This window comes from Glaciecola sp. KUL10, from assembly GCF_003203515.1.
GTDB lineage: Bacteria > Pseudomonadota > Gammaproteobacteria > Enterobacterales > Alteromonadaceae > Glaciecola.
Genome location: NZ_BGNG01000003.1, coordinates 147,847 through 167,463 on the forward strand (window position 1 = coordinate 147,847; position 19,617 = coordinate 167,463).

18 protein-coding genes and 1 tRNA gene are annotated in these 19,617 nt (G+C 41.3%); 11 read left to right on the forward strand and 8 right to left on the reverse strand.

Annotated elements, in window-relative coordinates; translation table 11 throughout:
• Positions 1 to 65: 65 nt before the first annotated feature.
• Positions 66 to 581, reverse strand: a complete 516-nt coding sequence (locus tag KUL10_RS06880) for an LPP20 family lipoprotein (protein ID WP_110428181.1) — start codon at positions 579 to 581, stop codon at positions 66 to 68.
• Between the two features lie 316 nt (positions 582 to 897).
• Here KUL10_RS06880 and KUL10_RS06885 point away from each other — a divergent pair, with 316 nt between their 5' ends.
• Positions 898 to 2,106, forward strand: a complete 1,209-nt coding sequence (locus KUL10_RS06885; RefSeq protein ID WP_110428182.1) for a flagella assembly protein FlgT — start codon at positions 898 to 900, stop codon at positions 2,104 to 2,106.
• Between the two features lie 39 nt (positions 2,107 to 2,145).
• On the opposite strand, the gene KUL10_RS06890 is transcribed toward KUL10_RS06885, so the two are convergent.
• Both KUL10_RS06890 and KUL10_RS06895 read right to left on the reverse strand, forming a co-directional pair.
• Positions 2,146 to 2,706: a hypothetical protein gene (locus KUL10_RS06890; RefSeq protein WP_110428183.1), complete on the reverse strand. Its 561-nt coding sequence runs from the start codon at positions 2,704 to 2,706 to the stop codon at positions 2,146 to 2,148.
• A 103-nt stretch (positions 2,707 to 2,809) separates the two neighbouring features.
• Complete coding sequence (locus tag KUL10_RS06895) at positions 2,810 to 4,594, reverse strand: vanadium-dependent haloperoxidase (protein ID WP_110428184.1); 1,785 nt, start codon at positions 4,592 to 4,594, stop codon at positions 2,810 to 2,812.
• A 490-nt stretch (positions 4,595 to 5,084) separates the two neighbouring features.
• On the opposite strand from KUL10_RS06895, the gene KUL10_RS06900 reads away from it, so the two are divergent.
• The 7 genes from KUL10_RS06900 (at position 5,085) to KUL10_RS06930 (ending at position 11,696) form a co-directional block, all read left to right on the forward strand.
• Positions 5,085 to 5,160: transfer RNA gene (locus KUL10_RS06900), tRNA-Arg, on the forward strand.
• A 209-nt stretch (positions 5,161 to 5,369) separates the two neighbouring features.
• Entirely contained in the window at positions 5,370 to 6,179 is an 810-nt protein-coding gene (locus KUL10_RS06905; RefSeq protein ID WP_110428185.1) for an SDR family oxidoreductase, read from the forward strand.
• Between the two features lie 447 nt (positions 6,180 to 6,626).
• A complete protein-coding gene (locus tag KUL10_RS06910) occupies positions 6,627 to 7,037 on the forward strand; it encodes a phosphate ABC transporter substrate-binding protein (RefSeq protein WP_110428409.1) in 411 nt (136 codons plus the stop codon).
• Between the two features lie 11 nt (positions 7,038 to 7,048).
• A complete protein-coding gene (locus KUL10_RS06915; RefSeq protein ID WP_199509200.1) occupies positions 7,049 to 8,188 on the forward strand; it encodes a topoisomerase IV in 1,140 nt (379 codons plus the stop codon).
• 182 nt (positions 8,189 to 8,370) lie between these two features.
• Positions 8,371 to 9,597 carry an NAD(P)/FAD-dependent oxidoreductase gene (locus tag KUL10_RS06920; protein ID WP_110428186.1) on the forward strand — a complete coding sequence of 409 codons (1,227 nt, stop codon included), beginning with the start codon at positions 8,371 to 8,373 and terminating at the stop codon, positions 9,595 to 9,597.
• 173 nt (positions 9,598 to 9,770) lie between these two features.
• Entirely contained in the window at positions 9,771 to 10,943 is a 1,173-nt protein-coding gene (locus KUL10_RS06925; protein WP_110428187.1) for a hydroxymethylglutaryl-CoA reductase, read from the forward strand.
• A 54-nt stretch (positions 10,944 to 10,997) separates the two neighbouring features.
• Positions 10,998 to 11,696, forward strand: coding sequence for a hypothetical protein (locus tag KUL10_RS06930; protein WP_110428188.1), 699 nt, complete (start codon positions 10,998 to 11,000; stop codon positions 11,694 to 11,696).
• Here KUL10_RS06930 and KUL10_RS06935 read toward each other — a convergent pair.
• Positions 11,693 to 12,310, reverse strand: coding sequence for a TetR/AcrR family transcriptional regulator (locus KUL10_RS06935; protein WP_158525334.1), 618 nt, complete (start codon positions 12,308 to 12,310; stop codon positions 11,693 to 11,695). The two genes, KUL10_RS06930 and KUL10_RS06935, sit on opposite strands and share 4 nt — an antisense overlap.
• Before the next feature lie 302 nt (positions 12,311 to 12,612).
• On the opposite strand from KUL10_RS06935, the gene KUL10_RS06940 reads away from it, so the two are divergent.
• A complete protein-coding gene (locus KUL10_RS06940; protein WP_110428190.1) occupies positions 12,613 to 12,960 on the forward strand; it encodes a phasin family protein in 348 nt (115 codons plus the stop codon).
• A gap of 26 nt (positions 12,961 to 12,986) precedes the next feature.
• Positions 12,987 to 13,520 (forward strand): hypothetical protein, encoded by a 534-nt coding sequence (locus KUL10_RS06945; RefSeq protein ID WP_110428191.1) that lies wholly within the window; start codon positions 12,987 to 12,989, stop codon positions 13,518 to 13,520.
• Between the two features lie 88 nt (positions 13,521 to 13,608).
• On the opposite strand, the gene fadD is transcribed toward KUL10_RS06945, so the two are convergent.
• The 3 genes from fadD to KUL10_RS06960 form a co-directional block, all read right to left on the reverse strand.
• Positions 13,609 to 15,267, reverse strand: a complete 1,659-nt coding sequence (gene fadD / locus KUL10_RS06950; RefSeq protein ID WP_110428192.1) for a long-chain-fatty-acid--CoA ligase FadD — start codon at positions 15,265 to 15,267, stop codon at positions 13,609 to 13,611.
• Between the two features lie 223 nt (positions 15,268 to 15,490).
• Entirely contained in the window at positions 15,491 to 15,883 is a 393-nt protein-coding gene (locus KUL10_RS06955) for a phasin family protein (RefSeq protein ID WP_110428193.1), read from the reverse strand.
• 103 nt (positions 15,884 to 15,986) lie between these two features.
• Positions 15,987 to 17,606, reverse strand: coding sequence for a GMC family oxidoreductase (locus KUL10_RS06960; RefSeq protein WP_110428194.1), 1,620 nt, complete (start codon positions 17,604 to 17,606; stop codon positions 15,987 to 15,989).
• Positions 17,607 to 17,750: 144 nt separating this feature from the next.
• On the opposite strand from KUL10_RS06960, the gene KUL10_RS06965 reads away from it, so the two are divergent.
• Positions 17,751 to 18,464: a hypothetical protein gene (locus tag KUL10_RS06965; protein ID WP_110428195.1), complete on the forward strand. Its 714-nt coding sequence runs from the start codon at positions 17,751 to 17,753 to the stop codon at positions 18,462 to 18,464.
• A 43-nt stretch (positions 18,465 to 18,507) separates the two neighbouring features.
• On the opposite strand, the gene KUL10_RS06970 is transcribed toward KUL10_RS06965, so the two are convergent.
• Complete coding sequence (locus KUL10_RS06970) at positions 18,508 to 19,581, reverse strand: ion transporter (RefSeq protein WP_373415179.1); 1,074 nt, start codon at positions 19,579 to 19,581, stop codon at positions 18,508 to 18,510.
• Between the last annotated feature and the right edge of the window lie 36 nt (positions 19,582 to 19,617).

Sequence of the window (19,617 nt, forward strand, 5' to 3'; positions counted from 1 at the left end):
CAAAGTTATGTATGCGTTTGGTGAAGATATTATTAATAAAGGACGGTTATGATTAAGTAACGTATTTAATAATACGTTACTTTTCTGATTTTTTTGGGCTTCGCTGTCGATAGGTAGATATCGTAAACTTTTGCCATGTCTAGTTCCAATTCAGTTGCATAAGTATCTTGGCCAACTGGATAAGACCTAACCACTCTCGCTCCCCTAATGACCCCTTCAACTGATGACTTCAATTCATTATTAACCAGCACCATATTAGACAACGATTGATCACCGTCAACTTTTTGTCCATAGACCTGTTCAGCTAATTCACGGTAGGCGTCTAGTTTTGACGCTTTGATAGCCTGAATTTCTTTGCTACTCTCGTCAACGCCTAATTGAGCGTTTATAGGGGCATACCCGACTGCTGACAAAATAGGGTAACGTTCAGGCTCAATGGTTTCCCACTCAACATGCTTGCTGTACAGAGAACTACAGCCACTTATCAGCATTGTGCTAAAGACAAATAACGAAGTTGCCAATAGCTTGATTCTTGGGTGCTTAGCGGATGCTTTTTTACTTAATTTTGCTTGCTCTAACATAATTAATCCTACTGGTCGTTCTCATGTTTAAACGATGACTTTGTAGTTGCTTATTTAACTTAAAAGTACACACAACTATTTGTGTTAGTTTTACTTAGCAAGTATTAAGCCTACACAACTCATTTTTGATAAAAGCGATTAAAAATGCGACTCAATATTCCCACTAAACTGCTTGAGCCTAAATGGCACAAAACTTGAAGCATAAAGTACATCAAGACAAAAATACTTTTTGTACGCATATCAATCATAGTGTTTGTGATCTAACTAAAGCTATACGCTCGACGATGCAACTAATATGAACAAGGAATACATATCAATGAACAATACCAAGACGCTTCGTAAAATCGTGTGGATTAAGCATCTCAGCATACTGGTTAAAAGGTGCTTAAACGCAAGTATCTTGCTCTTTTTATTGAGTATATGCACGATTGCAAATGCTGCTTGGTTTTCATCCACGGGGCAAGCTGTCATTGTAAATGGTGACAGAGAAAGGGCTAAATCTGAAGCGATAGAAGAAGCAATTAAACAGGCATTATTGTTTTCGGGAGCTTCAGTCAGAAGCGTTCAACATTTAGCAAATGGCTTACTAACTAATGATCATTTAGAAATCCGCGCTAGCGGTGAAGTGAATACAATTGAACTGATAGACGAAATTTATGAAGACGGCGTGCTTACTGTGTCAATCAGAGCTGATATATTTGCTCATGATACAAAGTGCTCTGCCGCTGACTACACAAAAAGAATCGCAACAACTTATTTTCCTATTGCCTTTCCTGCACAAGCCTCTGATGGACAGATTCATAGCTTTGGTAATGCCTTAGGTAAACGATTTCCTCGATTATTTAATCAAGTTACTACTAACTTAGCCGTTTCGAATATTGAGCCATATGCACTTGACTGGATGAGAACTAATAGCAAAATGCAGTCTCAGGCCCTTGCCAGTAAAACAAATACTCAATACGTAATCGGTGCAGTCATCAAAGATCTTTCGATCAATCGCGCGCGAACAAGTGGCCTTAAATTCTGGTCATCGCCAGAAACATCTCGAGCATTTGCATTCGAGTTAACTTTATTTGATGGCGCATCAGGCGAACCATTGATGAGCAAACATTATGAAACGACTGCCCCATGGGACTTTTCATATACACAGAGTGTTGACGTTAACTCCGATAAGTTTTGGCGCAGTAATTATGGCAAAGCTGTTGATAAATTAGTGCAAGAGGCCGTAGTTGATTTAGAGCAAGAAACGATGTGTGAAGCAACTAAAGGTAGAATTCTTGCGATTGCAAATAATCAGCTTCAGATTAACCTAGGGCGTAATCAAAAAGTGCAAACAGGTGACCAACTGACATTGTTCAGCGTTAAGGAAGTACAAGATACATTTGGACAAACATATAAACAGTTTGTGTTACACCCTACCGTTTTAGTAGTAGAACAGGTTTTTGCTGAGACTGCCACATTAACAAGCATCGACGGTAGCTTACTTGCAAACGTACAAGCAAATGATTACGTTGCTAGGCAATAAAGACCACCACAGTCATAGCTTCACTGCGGTGGTATACACTCAAGGTAAAGTGCTTACTAACATACCTTGATATTGATTTACTTCAATATTCACGTCTTTGACAAAGTTCCGCATGCCAGCTAAGACCGCTTTGTTGTAATACTCATCACTGCTTCTAAGCTGGGTAACGGCCCGTTGCATGTCTTGATTCGCGGTGTAAGCACGATTTTGAAGGGCCTTGATTTTAGTTTCATCAAGTTTTTTTTGCTGCATAACGTTTGAAGAAACAGTGATTAATGGCTCATCCGTGTGTCTAATTTGTTGTGTTTTTATCAAGTCATCATATTCATTGATAACTGAATAAGACCGTTTTACGATTTTGTTCAATTTAATAACGGTACTGCGTGTGAAAGCTGGTTTAAAGTCCACAGGCAAGAGTGTTTTGATATGTACAAAGTCGGGAGAGTATTCTACCACTTGGCTTGCAAAAGACTTTCTGTCTTGCGTATTCAGTTGCTGAGCCGATTCCTTTGCATGCAGATTAAAAGTAAAGCAGCCAAAAACTCCGATAATGCAAAAAAAGATGTTGACTGTTTTACTAACTCTTTGATTCGTTTTCATATTCATTCTCACTTTCAATAATCATGTAAATCATCGGTGCAATGCGCCAGTTTGTTGCATTGAGCCCGATAGGAAATGCGATTTGGCTTGAGGATAAGTAGTATCAAGCACCTTGTGCAGTGTTATCTCCACGACCACCGTCACGACCGCCATCGCGACTGCCATCGTCATTATCGCCTCGACCGCCATCGCGACCGCCATTGTCATTATCACGGCGACCACCGGCATTTTGGACACTAAAAGCATTTGTGTCCCTCATTAAAAATTGACCAATCTGCTCCCCTAGAGCCTGGCCAGCGCTATCATCAAAGTCCCAGTGCACGCCATTGTATATACGACTTGTTCCATTTTGCTCTTGAGCTTCGGTAAAACTTGAGAAGCGCACAGGTACAAAGGGACGTGGTATGTTTGGGAAGAAAGGATCAACACCTTCACCGTTGTACTCGTCAGACACAAACGTGAAAGATGTATTGTCACCAAACAAACTGCGCAAAATCTCAAAGGTCACCGCACCAAAGGTAGAGTGGCCAGATGGATAGGCAGGAAAAGGAGGCGTTGCTCTAATAGCTTCTTCAGTATTGACCACTGAAACTCCAACTGGATTCCATAATACATCTGTTATTGTGGCGTCAGCGCCATCATCGCTACGAATCCCCGTAACAGGACGCCACAAGTTGTAATAGTACTTACTGTCCCATGCCGCAATAGCGGCATCTGCCATACCGGTATTGACTAGCGCCAAGACACGAGCATACTCTAATGCATTATCAATTTGATCATCCGCTATTTGCTCAACAATTTGATTGTAAACACGAGGGGGAACACCGATGAGCGGAACACCATCATATCCCCAGTAATTAGCGACAAAACGCGTTTCATCGTTACTGGTACTTAACGTTTGAGTATTTTCAATAGAGCCTCCGACACTAGCAACGTTTGCGTATGCTTTGGCGTACTCTGCGGAGTTGAATTGTGGAGGTGCAGGCACACGAAACTGGTCACCAGTTCGCAAGAAAAATGGCTTTACATTGCCCCAATAGGCGCCTAGTGACAAATTAAAATCACCTGCAAAATCTGGGGTATTAGGATCAGGCACCCACTCGCCAACATCTGACGTGCCTCCATTGATCGGGTTACCATAGTGGTTCATCGCCCCATCGGCAACCAATCCACCGCCACCAAAATTAGGCTCCTCGTGAAAAGAGCCGTCCTCAACACGATTATTGAATATCCCCGTTGAGGCTAGTTCTCCTAGGGCTAAACCTGCTTCAAGAATATCTTGATTGGTGAACGATTCAATGCGAATGATCTCTTCGTTTAATAAGTCACCCAAGCGGTTATTTTGTTGAGGAAACAAAACAACTAAGGTGGAATACGCTGCATAAGCAACGGCTGCGTGTGCAGATGCACCTTCAAAACCTTCATAGTTAGCGGTGTACCCTTGGTAATTGGGATCAGTGCTGTTAAGTGCATCAAATACCGCGATCTGCGTCATTGCTAATGCACGACTAGTCCGCGTTGGACCGCCTTGTGAAGGCGAATAATCATCGATATTTGGAGCTGGAGTATGATCAAGGGCAACCGAATCAATCGCTACTCTGTGCCAATACTTCACTCGCTCTTTTAATGAGGTAATGTCCTCAAAGAAATCATCAAGTTCGGCAGTAGATTGAAGCACGTCTAAGTTACCGGACAAGATTATACTTTCGCTGACTTTGCCAAGATAACCACTTCGCTGCGCGCGAGATAAATGAGACACTTCTTGGTTGCGAGACGCTTGTTGAGCATTGTCTCGATTGTTTTGGTCTTGTGCAAACGCAGTGTTGGTCACCAAGGGTAATGAATATAGCCCAACTATGACACATTTTCGGATATTAATAGCCAACATATCTCTTTCACCTTTCAATTAGTAAAAATAATGAATCCATTTTCAAAAAATAGACGTTAAATACTGCGAAAGCATAACTACAGGAAGTTTTTTCAATCCTTGATACTGGCAGCACTTACTAGTCAGAGGCACTATTCAACAGCAAAGTTCAAACTTAAATGAAAATATATTTTTTATTTATTTTTCATTTACTTAAATCAATTTTAAGTGTGAAAAACAAACTTATTTAGTTTCATGATTTTTTGCGATTGAATCAATCTATTTTATCCGTTATCCAGTGTAGTTTAGGCGGGATGCCCTGAAGATTTGTTTTTTTATAAACAGGTGATTTTTGGCAAACTAAAATCAAAAAAGGATTAAAAATACTTATACCAAGAACACACAAATAGACCTTTATAAAAGAAGATTACTTTCAAGGATAATTGAGAGATTTTGAGTAATTTGGACGTTGAGTTCTGTTCTAATTTGCAGCAGAATATTAAATGAAAGTCACCCCTTAGTTTAACTGGATAAAACGAGGACCTCCTAAGTCTTTGATACAGGTTCAAGTCCTGTAGGGGTGGCCATCTGTAGGGGTGGCCATATAGTTAAACCTTTTATGCGTTTAACTCACAATACTTCTCTATCAAAGACAAGTAGCTTTGAATATCCTAAGCTAATCAAAAATAAACTAATCAGCGTCAAATCAGTTTTATAGTCAAATTAATCAAACCGACAATTTTTACGTATAATTCATCAATAACAGTGTTAACAACAACCAGTTGTGGAGTAAATAATGACAAAACGCATATTTATAACCGGCGGCGCCAGCGGTTTGGGAAAAGCAATTGCATTTCACTATGCAAATCAGGGTTGGAACGTCGCGATTGGCGATATCAACACTGAGGCCTTGCATGAAACACTCTCAGCACTTAAACAGATTACTCAGTGCGCCATTGCAATGGAGTGTAACACGCGCATTGAAAATGATTTAATAACGGTGAAAGAGCGTTTACTTAAAGAATGGGGGGGTATCGATATATTGGTAAATAATGCGGGTATTGCGGGTACCTATGGGGATATTTCAAGTGTCAGCCTCGAAGATTGGCAACGCGTGATAGATATTAACTTGTTGGGCGTGGTGAGAGGTTGTAGGGTTTTCTCACCCATGTTAAAAGCACAGAAAAGCGGAGCCATCGTCAATATCGCATCAGTCGCTGGACTGCTTAACCCTCCAAACGCCGGTGCTTACAACGCATCAAAAGCAGCGGTGATTGCAGCTACCGAAACAATACGATTTGAACTTGTCCCATACAATGTAAATTGCCATGTGGTATGCCCTGCGTTTTTTAGAACAAACCTTACTGATTCATTATCGGGTGCCCAAGGTGCAAAGGCATTTGTTAACAAAGAAATGGATCGGGCAACCATAAAAGCTGAAGACGTGGCTCAAATGATAGCCAAGCAAGTCGGTGACGATAAGTTTATGTTACTCACCCACCCAAAAGAAAAAAGTATATGGCGGCTTAAACGCTTCTTGCCTTGGATGTATGAAAGACTCGCTAATAAAGAGTTCAAGAGGCTGCTTAGCAAAAATAAAATGTAAGAGGTTAAAACATGCTTCATGATTGAAGCCAACCTAGATAATTTAGTGTGTCTAAATTATTTTTATTTCTGGCTATTGATAGCAGTAGATTATTTGCTTTGATGAATTACAAATTCAGGCCAATGAAAAGATTTAACTCTGCAACATTATTAAAGAAGACGCCGACAAACTCAACCATGTTTGTAGTGCCAACATCCCTCCCCTCCTCAATATCACACCTTTAGAGCAAGACAGTCACTCGCTACTTTTATGGAATAATAGTGACATAGCCTACTCAATAACGGTTCTAATTACATAATTGCATGTATTTAAACTAAATTTCTCCTTTCCTACGCCGATAACAAATGTATAAGGATTAAAGAAGAATCAATGGAAGTCACTTTTTGGCGTATACATATATTTACGCGTCTAAGTACAAACACAAAATTAGTTACAGGAATAAATACAATGTTTAGAAAAACATCGGTGATGTTGCTTTCTCTGCTATTCGCGAGCTTTTCAATGGCCGAATTAGTCGTAGTGGTGCATCCTTCCAACGGCGACGCGTTGAGTGCCAAACAAGTACAACGGATCTTTTTAGGTAAAGAAAAGAAATTCCCAAGTGGCAGTGAAACGGTCGCAATTAATCAATCAGTTGACTCAAATCAGCGCCAATCATTCGACCAAGATATATTGGGACGCAGCTCGAGCCAAGTCTCAGCATATTGGTCAAAACTGGTATTTACAGGTAAAGGCGTTCCACCGAAAGAAGTGAATAGCGATGCTGAAGTCATCGAATTGGTATCACAAAACCCAAGTGTGATTGGCTATATAGACAAGGCATCTGTTACCGATGCCGTCAAAGTTGTGGAATTATAAGGAGAATATCGATGAAAAAATTGATTAAAAATCTATCTATCCTAGCCACATCTTTGATGATGATTGGCTATGCAAACGCTGAAGTGCGTGTAAACGGTTTTGCTAACTTTACTGCAGGCATGGCCGCCAGTGATGATTCACTATACGGGTTTGATGATACCGTTTCCTTTTCGGAACAAAGTTTGTTTGCCATTCAGGTCAGTGGAGATATAAATGACAAGATGTCTGCTACGGGTCAGATTGTCGCGCGTGGCGAGCAAGATTTCGAAGCCGGTTTTGAATGGGCTTACATCACCTATGCAGCAACAGAAAACACCAGTGTTTCTGCAGGACGCATAAGAATGCCTCTGTTTCAGTACTCTGCATCATTGGATGTAGCATATTCCTATCACTGGCTGGTTGCTCCTGCAGCTGTATACGATGTTCCATTTAACAACATTGATGGTGTTCGCATCGATTACTCTAGTTACGCAGGTGATTTGGAATACACTTTCCAATTGACCCTAGGTCAGGTAAACAACGACTTCTCACTAGCCGGTGAATCAGGAAACCTAAACATTGACAATGTGGCTGTTCTAAGTGGTGAATTCACCTATGAAAATTGGAAAATGCGCGGTGTCTACGGCACCGGTAAAACGACTTTTGACGTGCCAGCAATTAATGGCGCAATTGCTCAACTAGGTCAAATTTCACCTGATTTGAGTAATCAATTAGCCGCAACAGATGATACCGGGACGTTCAAAGGAGCAAGTGTTTCATATGACAATTTTAACTGGTTTGTCGCTGCTGAGTACACAGTCATAAATATTGAAGAATCCTTTTATCCAAAAGAGTCAGCCTATTACGTTACCGCTGGTTTTCGGAGTGGCAAATGGACACCTTTTGTTACATACGAAAGCAGTAATTTGAACCGTGACCCCAAATTTGTTGAACAGATTGCGGGATTCCCAGCCATGTTTCAAGTGCCACTTACGCAATTGATCGTTGGTGTCCAACAAAGTGTAATCGCCGAAGACTACACAACATCAGTCGGCGTACGCTATGACTTAAACACAGGTGTTGCATTAAAGGCAGATCTTTCGAAAAGAACAAATGAGCTGAATGATGACGAGGACACCTTACTTCGCCTTGCTGTAAATTACGTATTCTAGTTAACACTAGAAAAATGAACATTTACTAAAGTAAGTTCAATGTTTAACTAAGGGCTACCTTTCATTAAGGTGGCCCTTTTTTATAAACATAAGCCTTGCGAGCTACTTTTTAATATGCATATTGCTTTACTAGAAATAGCGTAATATTGTGATCTCCAGATAGCACCAAGGAAATTAAAAATTTGACTTCCAATAACCATTCGCCCCGCATAGTTATCATCGGCGCCAACTTCGCCGGCCTAAGTGCCGCCAGCAAACTTGCTAACAATCTAAATGTAATTGTCATCGACAGTAAAACGCATTTTCAATGGACACCAAATATTCATGAAATCCTATCTGATGTCAAAAAAGCAGACGGGGTGCGGATCTGTTTACACACAGTTTTTGATAAACTAGGACATACCTTTATCAACGGAGAAGTATCCAAACTCTCACCTTCATCACAAACAATTACATTAAACGACGGTTGTAAATTGCAATACGACATCTTGTTAATTGCATCAGGGCATACGCGTGAAAATTATGGTGTGTTGGGTGCGACTGAATATGCATTTGGATTTAGAAGCAGTGAAGAAGTAGAAACAATTAAAACTCGCTTGCTTGCTTTACTTTCCGAATCCGATAAGCCTGTACACTTGAATATTGTAGGTGCAGGATATACGGGTATTGAGGTAGCGGGTGAAATTTTGCGTAAATATCCAAACAACGAGCAGTTAAAGATCAATGTCATTGACCGCTCTCAACGTCTCCTTCCATTGCTACCAGAAAAACTCGCAAGCGATATTCAAATGGAATTGAACGCGCACAAAGTCAATCTGCTACTTGAACATGACATCCAGCAAATTGCCCAAGAATCTATTTACTTTGCGGACAAAACACTCTTGCCATCTGATATTACTATTTGGACAGCAGGGACTTCACTTCCGGAGTATTTGAAGAATACATCATTGAGTAGTACTCACAACGGTATTATTGTGAAATCAACTCTGCAAACGCCTAAATACGAGAATATTTTTGTTGCTGGTGATGCAGCATCTCTCGACCAGCCAATGGCGAAACAAGCTAGCATTGCAATGGATATGGGCGAACATGCAGCCATAAACATTAATGCACTATGCACAGGTTTGAGCTTAACGGAAGTTCGTATTGGTCCTAAACCCGTACTATTCACTTTAGGCGACATCAATACGTATTTTGTTTATCAAGACCTTGTGCTTGCCAGCCCTGCTCTATCAGCAGCAAAAGAGGCTGTTTATCAATTGTATATGGCTAAGCTAACAGCGATGCTCCCCCTAGAGCAAAAAGTAAGTGGATTGTTTTCACGCTTAATCTCTACTGAAAAGCTGATATTAGCCGAAATACTCAAGTGTAGACCGCGAGAAATATTGACGCGAAGTAAGTTGATTTAACTCAATAACTTAGCTGTTCACTAAGGCTAAAGTGTTAAGCACCTCACTTGAATGAGCAAAATTCACCCAATTTGTTTTTGTTAATTTTTTGTGAGAGTGTATATTGTATTTCAAACATTTTGTTTACACCCAATTCCAACCATGAAGGCCTAGCCAGACAATAGGAACATATAATGAGCGAAAACATGCGCATTCCTAGAGATGCAGAAAACGATCACACAGATGAAATGGCACGAATTCGAAGAGAGTTCATCAAGGAAAAAACGGGGGCTGAACTTACCCACACGGGTCAATACAGTATCGATGCAGGTGTGCTTCCAGGTAACGTCGAAAACTTTATCGGGATTGTTCAAATGCCTGTCGGTGTGGCGGGTCCAGTTCATATTAAAGGTGAGCATGCAGATGGCCATTTTTATGTGCCGATGGCAACAACAGAGGGCACACTTGTCGCGAGTTACAGTCGCGGGATGCGAGTGATTAACGAATGTGGCGGGGTGACGACTACCGTTGTTGAAGGATGGATGCAACGAGCGCCAGCATTTATTTTTGACAACGCTCGCCAAGCACGTGACTTTGGATTTTGGGTTGAAGAAAACTTCGATAAAATCAAAGCGGCGGCAGAAACTACGACTAGCGTAGGTAAACTTGAGCATATTCAACAATGGTCAATGTCAAAAACCAAATACTTACGCTTTAACTACACGACTGGTGATGCAGCCGGACAAAACATGGTAGGTAAAGCCACCCTGATAGCGTGTGAGTGGATAAAAGCAAATTCTCCTATCCCATGCTTTTATATGTTATCGGGTAACATGGACACGGATAAAAAGCATTCACATCTAAATATGTTGCACTCACGAGGCAAGCGCGTGATTGCAGAAATCGTACTGAAAAAAGAAGTACTAGCGAACGTCATGAAAGTCGACACTAAAATGCTTGCTGGTGCAACGACGCTCGCCAATACTGGTGCCCTAATGGCAGGTGCAGCCTATAATGGTCCGCACTCTGCAAACGGTATCGCATCTGTATATATTGCAACGGGACAAGACGAAGCAAACGTGGTTGAGTCTCACGCAGGTGTGCTATCACATCAACTTTTGGATAACGGCGACCTCTATATGTCGGTTACACTGCCATCATTAATTGTCGCAACCTTTGGGGGTGGTACGGGTCTTCCTACACAAAAAGAATGCCTTGAAATGCTAGGTTGTGTGGGCAAAGGCAAAGCAAATAAATTTGCTGAAATCGTTGCTGCCACGGTGCTAGCAGGTGATATCTCGCTAGGTTGTGCAGTAATTGCAGGGCATTGGGTATCTAGCCATGATAAAATGGGAAGAAATAGATAACCCAAAAAAATAAGCAAACGCCCGGCTTTGACCGGGCTTTTTTTAGAGAGTCATATGTCTTTACTGCTCGACAAAATCGTGTCCCATCTTGAAAATACCCAGTCACTAAATAACCACATTGCCGACAACGGTTTAACCCCAGTTGTGCATAATCTGCAGTCTTGGCAAACTCAGCGTTTACTCGCCTCTCATGATGACTTATGGCAAACCAAACGCTTTAAGCCTGCAATGCAGTTTTTTATTGATGAGCTTTACGGCCCCAAAGACTTTAGTCAACGCGATGCCGAACTTGCCAAAATAGTGCCCAAAATGGCCAAAGTGCTTCCAGAAAAAGGACTGGTTTCGTTAGAAGCAGCCTTAAGGCTAAACAGCTTATCACTGCAACTTGATTTGGCTTTGATTGCTCAACTAAAGGACGATGCGCTAAACAGCGATACTTATTTTAGGGCGTACCGTGCGTGTGATAATCAGTCACAGCGCGGTGAACAAATTCAGCTCTTAGAGGATTTAGGTCTAGATCTAGCGCAAGTTGTTAAAATAACGGGGATATCTACTATTTTGATGCTATCTCGTAAACCCGCCCAAGTAGCCGGTGTGAGTAGTTTGCATGAGTTTTTAGAAAATGGTTTTAAAGCATTTAAAAAATTAGGAAAGGTAGAAGACTTTATTAACCCTATCGTATCTAAAGAGCGTTTGATGATGGTACAACTCTTTCACAATGACATTGACGATAACCCTCTGCCGAGGCTTTAAACCAAGGTTTTATCTAAAATAGACTGTTTTATAGCACGCGTTTCTTCGCTTTCAACATAATAAGGTTGAAGGCTGAAGTAGATAGTCATTAAGGTCCTGTAAACGATATTGGGATCAACCAATGAGTCACCCTGCATTTGATAATAATTTAAGTTTTGAAACAGCGTTAAACTGATAATATCTAACAACAGATCAATATCAGCGTCATCCCCCTTTAGTGTGCCTCTGCTTTTTTGAGCCAATAAAGCTTCTCTTAAATACTGCCGCTGGCTATTTGAAAGCCTTTGCATCTTCTTGGTGATTGCAGGGTATTGTTGTGACAATTCAGCGATATTTTGAAACAAAAATCGAAACAAATGCATTGTTTCTAAGGCATGAAATAGATACTCATAAAATGCTTTGTTGTTATCTGTCGACTGGGGAATTGCGTTCATCTTGGCAATGTAACTTTCTACCAAGGCATTGATGATTTGGTCTTTGCCTTTAAAGTGGTAATACAGATTACCAGGGCTAATATCTAACTCATTTGCAATATCAACGCTTGTTATATTGCGTTCACCTTGTGTATTGAATAAGTCCAAACTGATCAACAATATCTTATCTGCAGTTTTCACTATAAAACGGCTCCTTGGCCTTTTATAACTCATTGTGTGATAAGTCGTTAAGGCTAATATTCAGCATTTGATACTAGCTTATGCGTTGTGCAATTACCATACTTTAAGCACGCCTAGTATTAGCTAGGACCTGTTGAAACTGTCATTGCACAACTATTCATATCAGTATGCTTAAAAAAACGCACAAAGTATAAATTTTATTCGTTTTTAGTATGCGCTTTCTAAATCTAATCGATATATTGTCACCATCAAACGAACATATCGTTTTCATTTTATAGATATTTAAATATTTGGAGAGACACATGACTAATCTAGAAAGAGTAAGCAGCACAATCGGCGGCGCAGAAGAAATGGCACGTAAAATCTGGTTAGCAGGTCTTGGCGCATACGGTAAGAGCTTTGAAGAATTTCAAAGCCAATATGAAAAGCTTAGCGGTGAGTCAGCTAAAATGTTTGAAGAGCTAGTCACAAAAGGTGAAAAGCTTGAATCAGATACTAAAGATAAATTTAAAGAAAAAACAGCCGTTGAGCAGCGCGTTGAAGAAGTACGCAAAAAGCTTGGTCTCGACGCTTCTGACACAGACGCAAAAATCGACGAGTTATCTAAAAAAGTTGACGCCTTAACTGAAGCGGTTAGCAAATTAGTTTAAATTCACAAAGAATTGGAGGCATACATATGTCAGCAAAAGATACGTTTGAAAGCTTGGCGCGCAACACATGGTTAGCAGGTTTAGGCTCTATTGAAAGCAGTAAAGAAGCGCTCGCTAAATCAATTGACGCGGCTCAAGAGAAGTCTAATAGTCTATACAACGAACTGGTGTCACGCGGCGAAGAAGTTCAAGGTAAGCTAAACGAAACGAGAGATGAATTAGAAGCTAAAGGCAAAGCATTTCTTGGCTTAGGCAATGAAGAGAAATCAAGAGAAGCAAAGATTGCTGCCTTGAATGCACGCGTAGAAGAGTTAACTGCTGTGGTGACAAAGCTTGTCGAAAAGAAGAAAGCCGAAGAGGTAGCAGCGAAAGCTGCCGCAACACGCGCTAAAACGGCAGCGACTAAAGCAGCAACAGCAAAGGCAGCTGAAAAGAAAGTGCCTGCGACAAGCGCTGCGAAAAAAGCACCTGCGAAAGTCGCGACAAAAGCAGCTCCGAAGAAAGCGGCAGCTAGCCAAGCGACAAGTAAAACAGCTTCAAAAACTGAAGATAAGAAATAGTCGTAGTGTTACTTATTTCTATCACGAAAACGGGTAGCTAATTAGCTACCCGTTTTTTTTGTCGCACTGATTTTTTATTTCTTTACGTTTATGACTTGTCACGCAATTCGCGTCTTAAGATTTTCCCCACGTTACTCTTGGGCAATTCTTCCATAAACTCGACAACTTTTGGGATCTTGTACCCCGTTAGATGCTTGCGGCAGTGTTCAATCACATCTTTGTCAGTCAAAGCGTCGTTTTTGCGCACCACAACAAGTTTAACAATCTCACCCGATGACTTGCTGGGCACACCGATCGCCGCAGCCTCGATGACGTCTTCGTGGATCACAGCCACTTCTTCGATTTCATTGGGGAACACATTAAAGCCAGAGACTAATATCATGTCTTTTTTGCGATCCACGATGTAAAAGTAGCCGTCTTCATCGCAAGTAGCGATATCGCCCGTGGCTAGCCATCCGTCGACGATCATTTCTGCAGTTGCCTCAGGTCGATTTAAATAACCTTTCATGACTTGGGGACCTTTTACTAGCATTTCGCCAGCTTCGCCTGCTGCCACTTCATTACCGTCATCATCCACCAATTTAATATCGGTTGAGGGAACGGGCATACCAATTGAGCCTTTATATTTTTCTAACTGCGGCGGGTTAACCGTCACAGTGGGGCAACATTCAGTTAATCCATAGCCTTCTAGTAATACCAAGCCAGTGGTCTTTTCCCACTGTTCAGCGACGGGTCTTTGCACCGCTGCACCGCCACCCAACGCAAATTTAAGTTTACTAAAATCCAAGTCGGCAAAGCCCGGGGTATTTAATAAACCATTAAATAGTGTATTCACGCCTGTAATTACGGTAAATGGATATTTTGCTAGCTCTTTAACAAAGCCTGGCATATCACGCGGGTTGGTGATTAATAGATTTGGGCAACCGTATTTGACATAGGTTAGACAATTACCCTGCAAGGCAAATATGTGATAAAGCGGGAGTGCAGTGACCACTAACTCTTTGCCAGGCTCGATCACGTCTTCAAGGATGCTCGAGTTTTGTTCTAAATTTGCGAGGATATTACGATGGGTCAGCATCGCACCTTTTGACACACCTGTTGTGCCACCCGTGTACTGTAAGAATGCTAAGTCACTCGAATTCACTTCAGGTCTTTGATAAGTGCAAGATGCGCCATGATTTATTGCATCCAAAAAGCGTTCAGCATTAGGCAAATCGAAAGGCGGCACTAACTTTTTAACATGTTTCACCACAAAATTTGTGACTAGCTTTTTAACTGGTGACAACATGTCCCCTGCGCTTGTCAAAAGCACTTTTTCGACATTGGTATGCTTAATAACCTCACTCAAGGTACACGCGAAGTTTTCAATAATCACTATCGCTTTGGTATTTGAATCAACCAATTGATGCTGTAGTTCTCTGGGAGTATAAAGTGGATTGACATTAACCACCGTCATGCCAGCACGCAAGATACCGAATAATGCAACTGGGTACTGAATGAGATTTGGCATCATAATGGCGATAGCATCACCCTTTTTGAAACCTGAATTTTGCAGGTATGCTGCAAAGTTTTTAGATAAGGTATCAAGTTCCGCAAAAGTAATACTTTTACCCATGTTGATATAGCTTATATTTTGTGAATATTGACCGATAGCTTGTTCAAAGACATCAACTAGGGAGGAATGCTTATCAGCATCTATTTCTGCTGGAACTGAGGGGTGATAATTCTTAAGCCATGTTTTTTCCATTGTGCCTCCAAGCTGCCGCTAAATTATAGTAGTTATTTTTAATATATAGTTTACCTAAAAAGCCTGCAAAGATATATCAACAATTCATTAACATACCAACTTGTTTTGCTCGATTTCAAACCCTGAACAGCCGAGAGAAAACCCCTTAAAACTCATATAGATAAAAACAAAAAACCGCTTGTAAAGGCGGCTTTTCAATGTGCTTAAAAGCGGTAACTACAGATTAAGCTTTTTTCTCTTCTTGCTTAGCACTTAAAAGCGCGACAGCGGCAGTTAATGCGTCGATTTTTGCGCTTAACTCTTCGATTTTCTGGTCGCTATCAGAAGCGTTTAAACCAAGCTTTGAACGCACAGTTTCGATGCGAGATTCAAGTTCGGTTTTAGCAGCTACTTCGTTTTTCACTGACTCAACTTTTTCTTTGCCTTCAGCTTCTAGCTTTTCGCCTTTAGACACTAGCTCATCAAACAACTTGTTTGATTCTGCAGATAGTGAATCAAAACGACCTGCTAACTCTTCGTAACCTTTACCGTAAGCACCAAGGCCTGCTAACCATACTTTACGTGCCATTTCTTCTGCTGAAGAAGCTGTTTCTTTGATTTTATCGATATTACTCATAATATTCACTCCAAGGTGTGTTTAATTTCATCGCTTTTGCTGATGTTATGAATATTAGAGATATAAATTAGAAATCGCATACTAATTAATCAAGTATTATTGTTTATTTTAAATATTTTTGCTTAATCAAGTCCGCAGCCCGCTCGGCAATCATAATAGTAGGCGCGTTTGTATTGCCTCCCACCAATGAGGGCATCACAGAAGCGTCTATGACGCGCAAGTTCTCAATCCCTTTCACGTTTAGGTTTGAATCAACCACTGTCATCGGGTCATCAGCCTTGCCCATCTTACATGTGCCAATTGGGTGATAAATGGTTTCAGCACGCTTTCTGACAAACCCAAGTATTTCTTCATCAGTCTGCACATCAGGACCGGGACCGATTTCACGTGAATGATATTGCTCAAATACTTTGGTGCTTAAAATTTTTCTCGCCATCTTCACCCCTTCAATCATCACCTTTTGATCATCTTCGTGAGCCAAATAGTTGGGGTCGATAACAGCAGGATCACTAGCGTTGGATGAGTTCAGCCTAATCTCGCCTGTACTTTTGGGATATAAACAGCAAACGTGAACACCATAACCATAACCAAAGGCTGTTTTGCGGCCATGATCAAGTAATATGGCAGGCAAAAAGTGATACTGAATATCGGCAAGTTTGTCGGCATACTTTGTTTTCACAAAGCCACCGGCCTCGGCTATATTTGAAGAGAAAATCCCGTTGCGATTAAACAAGTATTTAAAGGTGGCCTTTATATATTTGGGCAAGGCAGTTAAGGCAACTGCGTAGCCCTGCCATGCTTTGCAGCGGTGCTGTATAATTGCGTCTAGGTGGTCTTGTAAATTCTTTCCAACACCTGGCAAATCTTGAATGCACTCGATACCATGTTTATCAAGCTCTGGCTTCGGACCAATACCTGACAGCATCAGCACTTGCGGACTGTTGACCGCACCACTTGATAAGATTACTTCTTTGGTAGCTGAAATACTGAAAACCGCATTGTCTTTTTTAAAGCGAACCCCGGTCGCGACTTTGTTCGTTATTTCTATTTTCTCTACCAGCGCTTCGGTAATCACCGTTAAGTTTGGTCTGGCTAAGGCTTGGCTCAAATACCCCTTGGCCGAAGAGCAGCGCTGCCCATCTTTTTGAGTCACTTGATAAAAACCCAAGCCCTCGTGTTGGTCACTGTTAAAGTCAGTAACTGTTTTTTCGCCTATTTCAGATGCAGCGCTGACAAATGCTTCAGACAATACGTCTTTATGTCGTAAGTCACTCACGGACAAGGGACCGCCCACGCCATGATAGTCATCTTCACCACGTTCTTGGTGTTCAGATTTTTTAAAATAAGGTAAAACCGAGTCCCATCCCCAACCGTCTGCGCCTTGCGCCTGCCAGTTGTCGTAGTCTTCTTTAACGCCACGGATATAACACATCGCATTGATAGAACTCGAACCACCCAGTGTTTTACCTCTTGGCCAATGCAATTCACGATTGTCTAGTCCAGCCTGAGGCGCGGTAGAGTATTGCCAACCGATACCTTTTATTCTGGCTAGCAGTGATAAGCCAAAGGGAATGTGAATAAGTGGGTTTTTGTCTTTTTTACCTGCTTCAATTAAACAGACTGACACATCAGCGTTTTCGGTCAATCGCGCAGCCAAGGTCGCACCGGCTGAGCCTGCGCCGATAATAATAAAATCAAATTGGTTTTTGGGTAAGGTGTACATATACTGTCTGCTTGCGTGTGGATCGATACAACTCATCTGATGTCATACCAGTGAGTGTATCAAAAAAGATTAATTAATGTTACTTGTATGTTAAAAATAGAAGTAGGCACAAGCTTTACACAATAGAACTAGGACGCATGAGCGATGAAAGCCGATTGGAAATTTCGTCTACGAGTTTTTACCGCTAAATACATGATTAAGTTTGGTAAGCTAACTCACTCTGACTATACCGTTGAAGAACTACAAGAAATAATCGACGACCATCTGCCGGTCAGCTTCGCGGTTGATGTGCCCATTAGTCAGGGCGAATTGACTTTGCTTGAAGGCAAGATTGCGATCCCTAAGGACGCAAACGCAATGAACATAGAGCTGCTAGGCAGTATCGTCATTGGACCAATCGGTAAACCCATTTATCGTGCACATCTGTTGTTCAAACTCGCTTTGTTTCCAATGTATGTTGAAGCCAGCAAAACAGTGAAACTAAAAAAGATGCTAATTGAAGATGTGCAACTGGTAAACGATAAATACTCCATTCTAGAAACCAGCAAAGATCTACTTAGCTTACTACTGCCAAAAACAATCCAAAACCTGTTTACTGGCACAGTAAAATCCGCAGTGGGTATGCTCACTGGCGGTGTGTCAGATATTGCAGGTGATTACATGCAACTATACTTAACCGGCAGTAAGCAGAAAATATTGGACTATCATCGCCCACAAATAGAAGCGTTAGTGCAAGCGTTTGCGCAAAGCGAAGAACTGCAGTACCAAATGGGTCTAGAAGATTTTGAAGAGCACTTATTTAATCGATATGGCAAAGAAGTGCTTGTTGAAGATGGTTTTCTTCGCTTTAAGTTCTAATAAGTTCGTTGCTTACTAACGTCGATTCCGCCTATATTTCCGTCTATATTTTAGTGCTCTTCTGGTTCATAGGTTTTGCAGTATCAAACGGTGATTCTACCTCAGGAACAGCCGTTTCGCTCGATGCTTGCAAACTGGCCTTCCAACGCTGTTGTGACACATGATGTTTAATGAGCTCAATACATTCGTTCACCACTTTTAAGACTTCTTGATCCAACATTTGATCTTCACTGGAAAAGCGCCCTATTCCATGTTCAACAAAATCATCAATTTTTTCAGGTGTCATATCTTTAAGTAGATTGATAACTGATTGTGTCACGATATCGGTGATAGATTGCTCTAAGGTATTTTCAATTGTGCTGCCAAGCACGGGCACTAATTTAAGTGCAGAGACTTGAGAATTGCTGCGAACAGCTTTACCCACACTTTGTTGAACATGCTCTCTTACAGACACACCATGTTCTTGATGCTCAACAGATTCGCCAACATGCACCATGACAGACGATAACCACTGCGTCAGGATAGGCAGGCGTGAAGCAATGACTTGCTTGCTAATATCATCTATTAAAGGTGAACCTGCTGCGATGTCTTTTTGCGCGTCACTCAACACTTTAACCACTATTCGGTCGCTTAGTTCTTCAACCAGCACATCGTAGTAAAAAGCGATAAAGCGATACACTGCTGTGTCGCGCAGGTCGATTATCTCGTACTTTTGTAATCGATATAAAATCGAGAATATTCGCAAGAACCTAAAGATTCTTGCACCACCTAAAGGAATACAGCCAACAAGGTCATACCAATGGATAAAGGGGAAAAAGTACCACCTGACGTAGGTTTTTCGCACCACCGCGGCTACCCAGCGAACGCAAAACTCAAATAAAAAAACAGAGATAAACGCTAAATCATAGAGCACAAAATTATCGTGAACGGGCGCATAAGCTAGGACAATACCGCTTGAAATCGCGTTTAAAATAGATTGAAACGCCGACGTGGCATAAAGACTATCAAACAGCAGCCAAACTAAATTGACCACCAATAAGCCAAGCATGAACAAATCAAGCGCAAGCCACGGCGCTTCATGGCTGGATTTAAGTTTTGAGTAGCTAAAATTTAGCACTAGCGGACTGACTCGTTTAGGAAAATGCTTATCCAT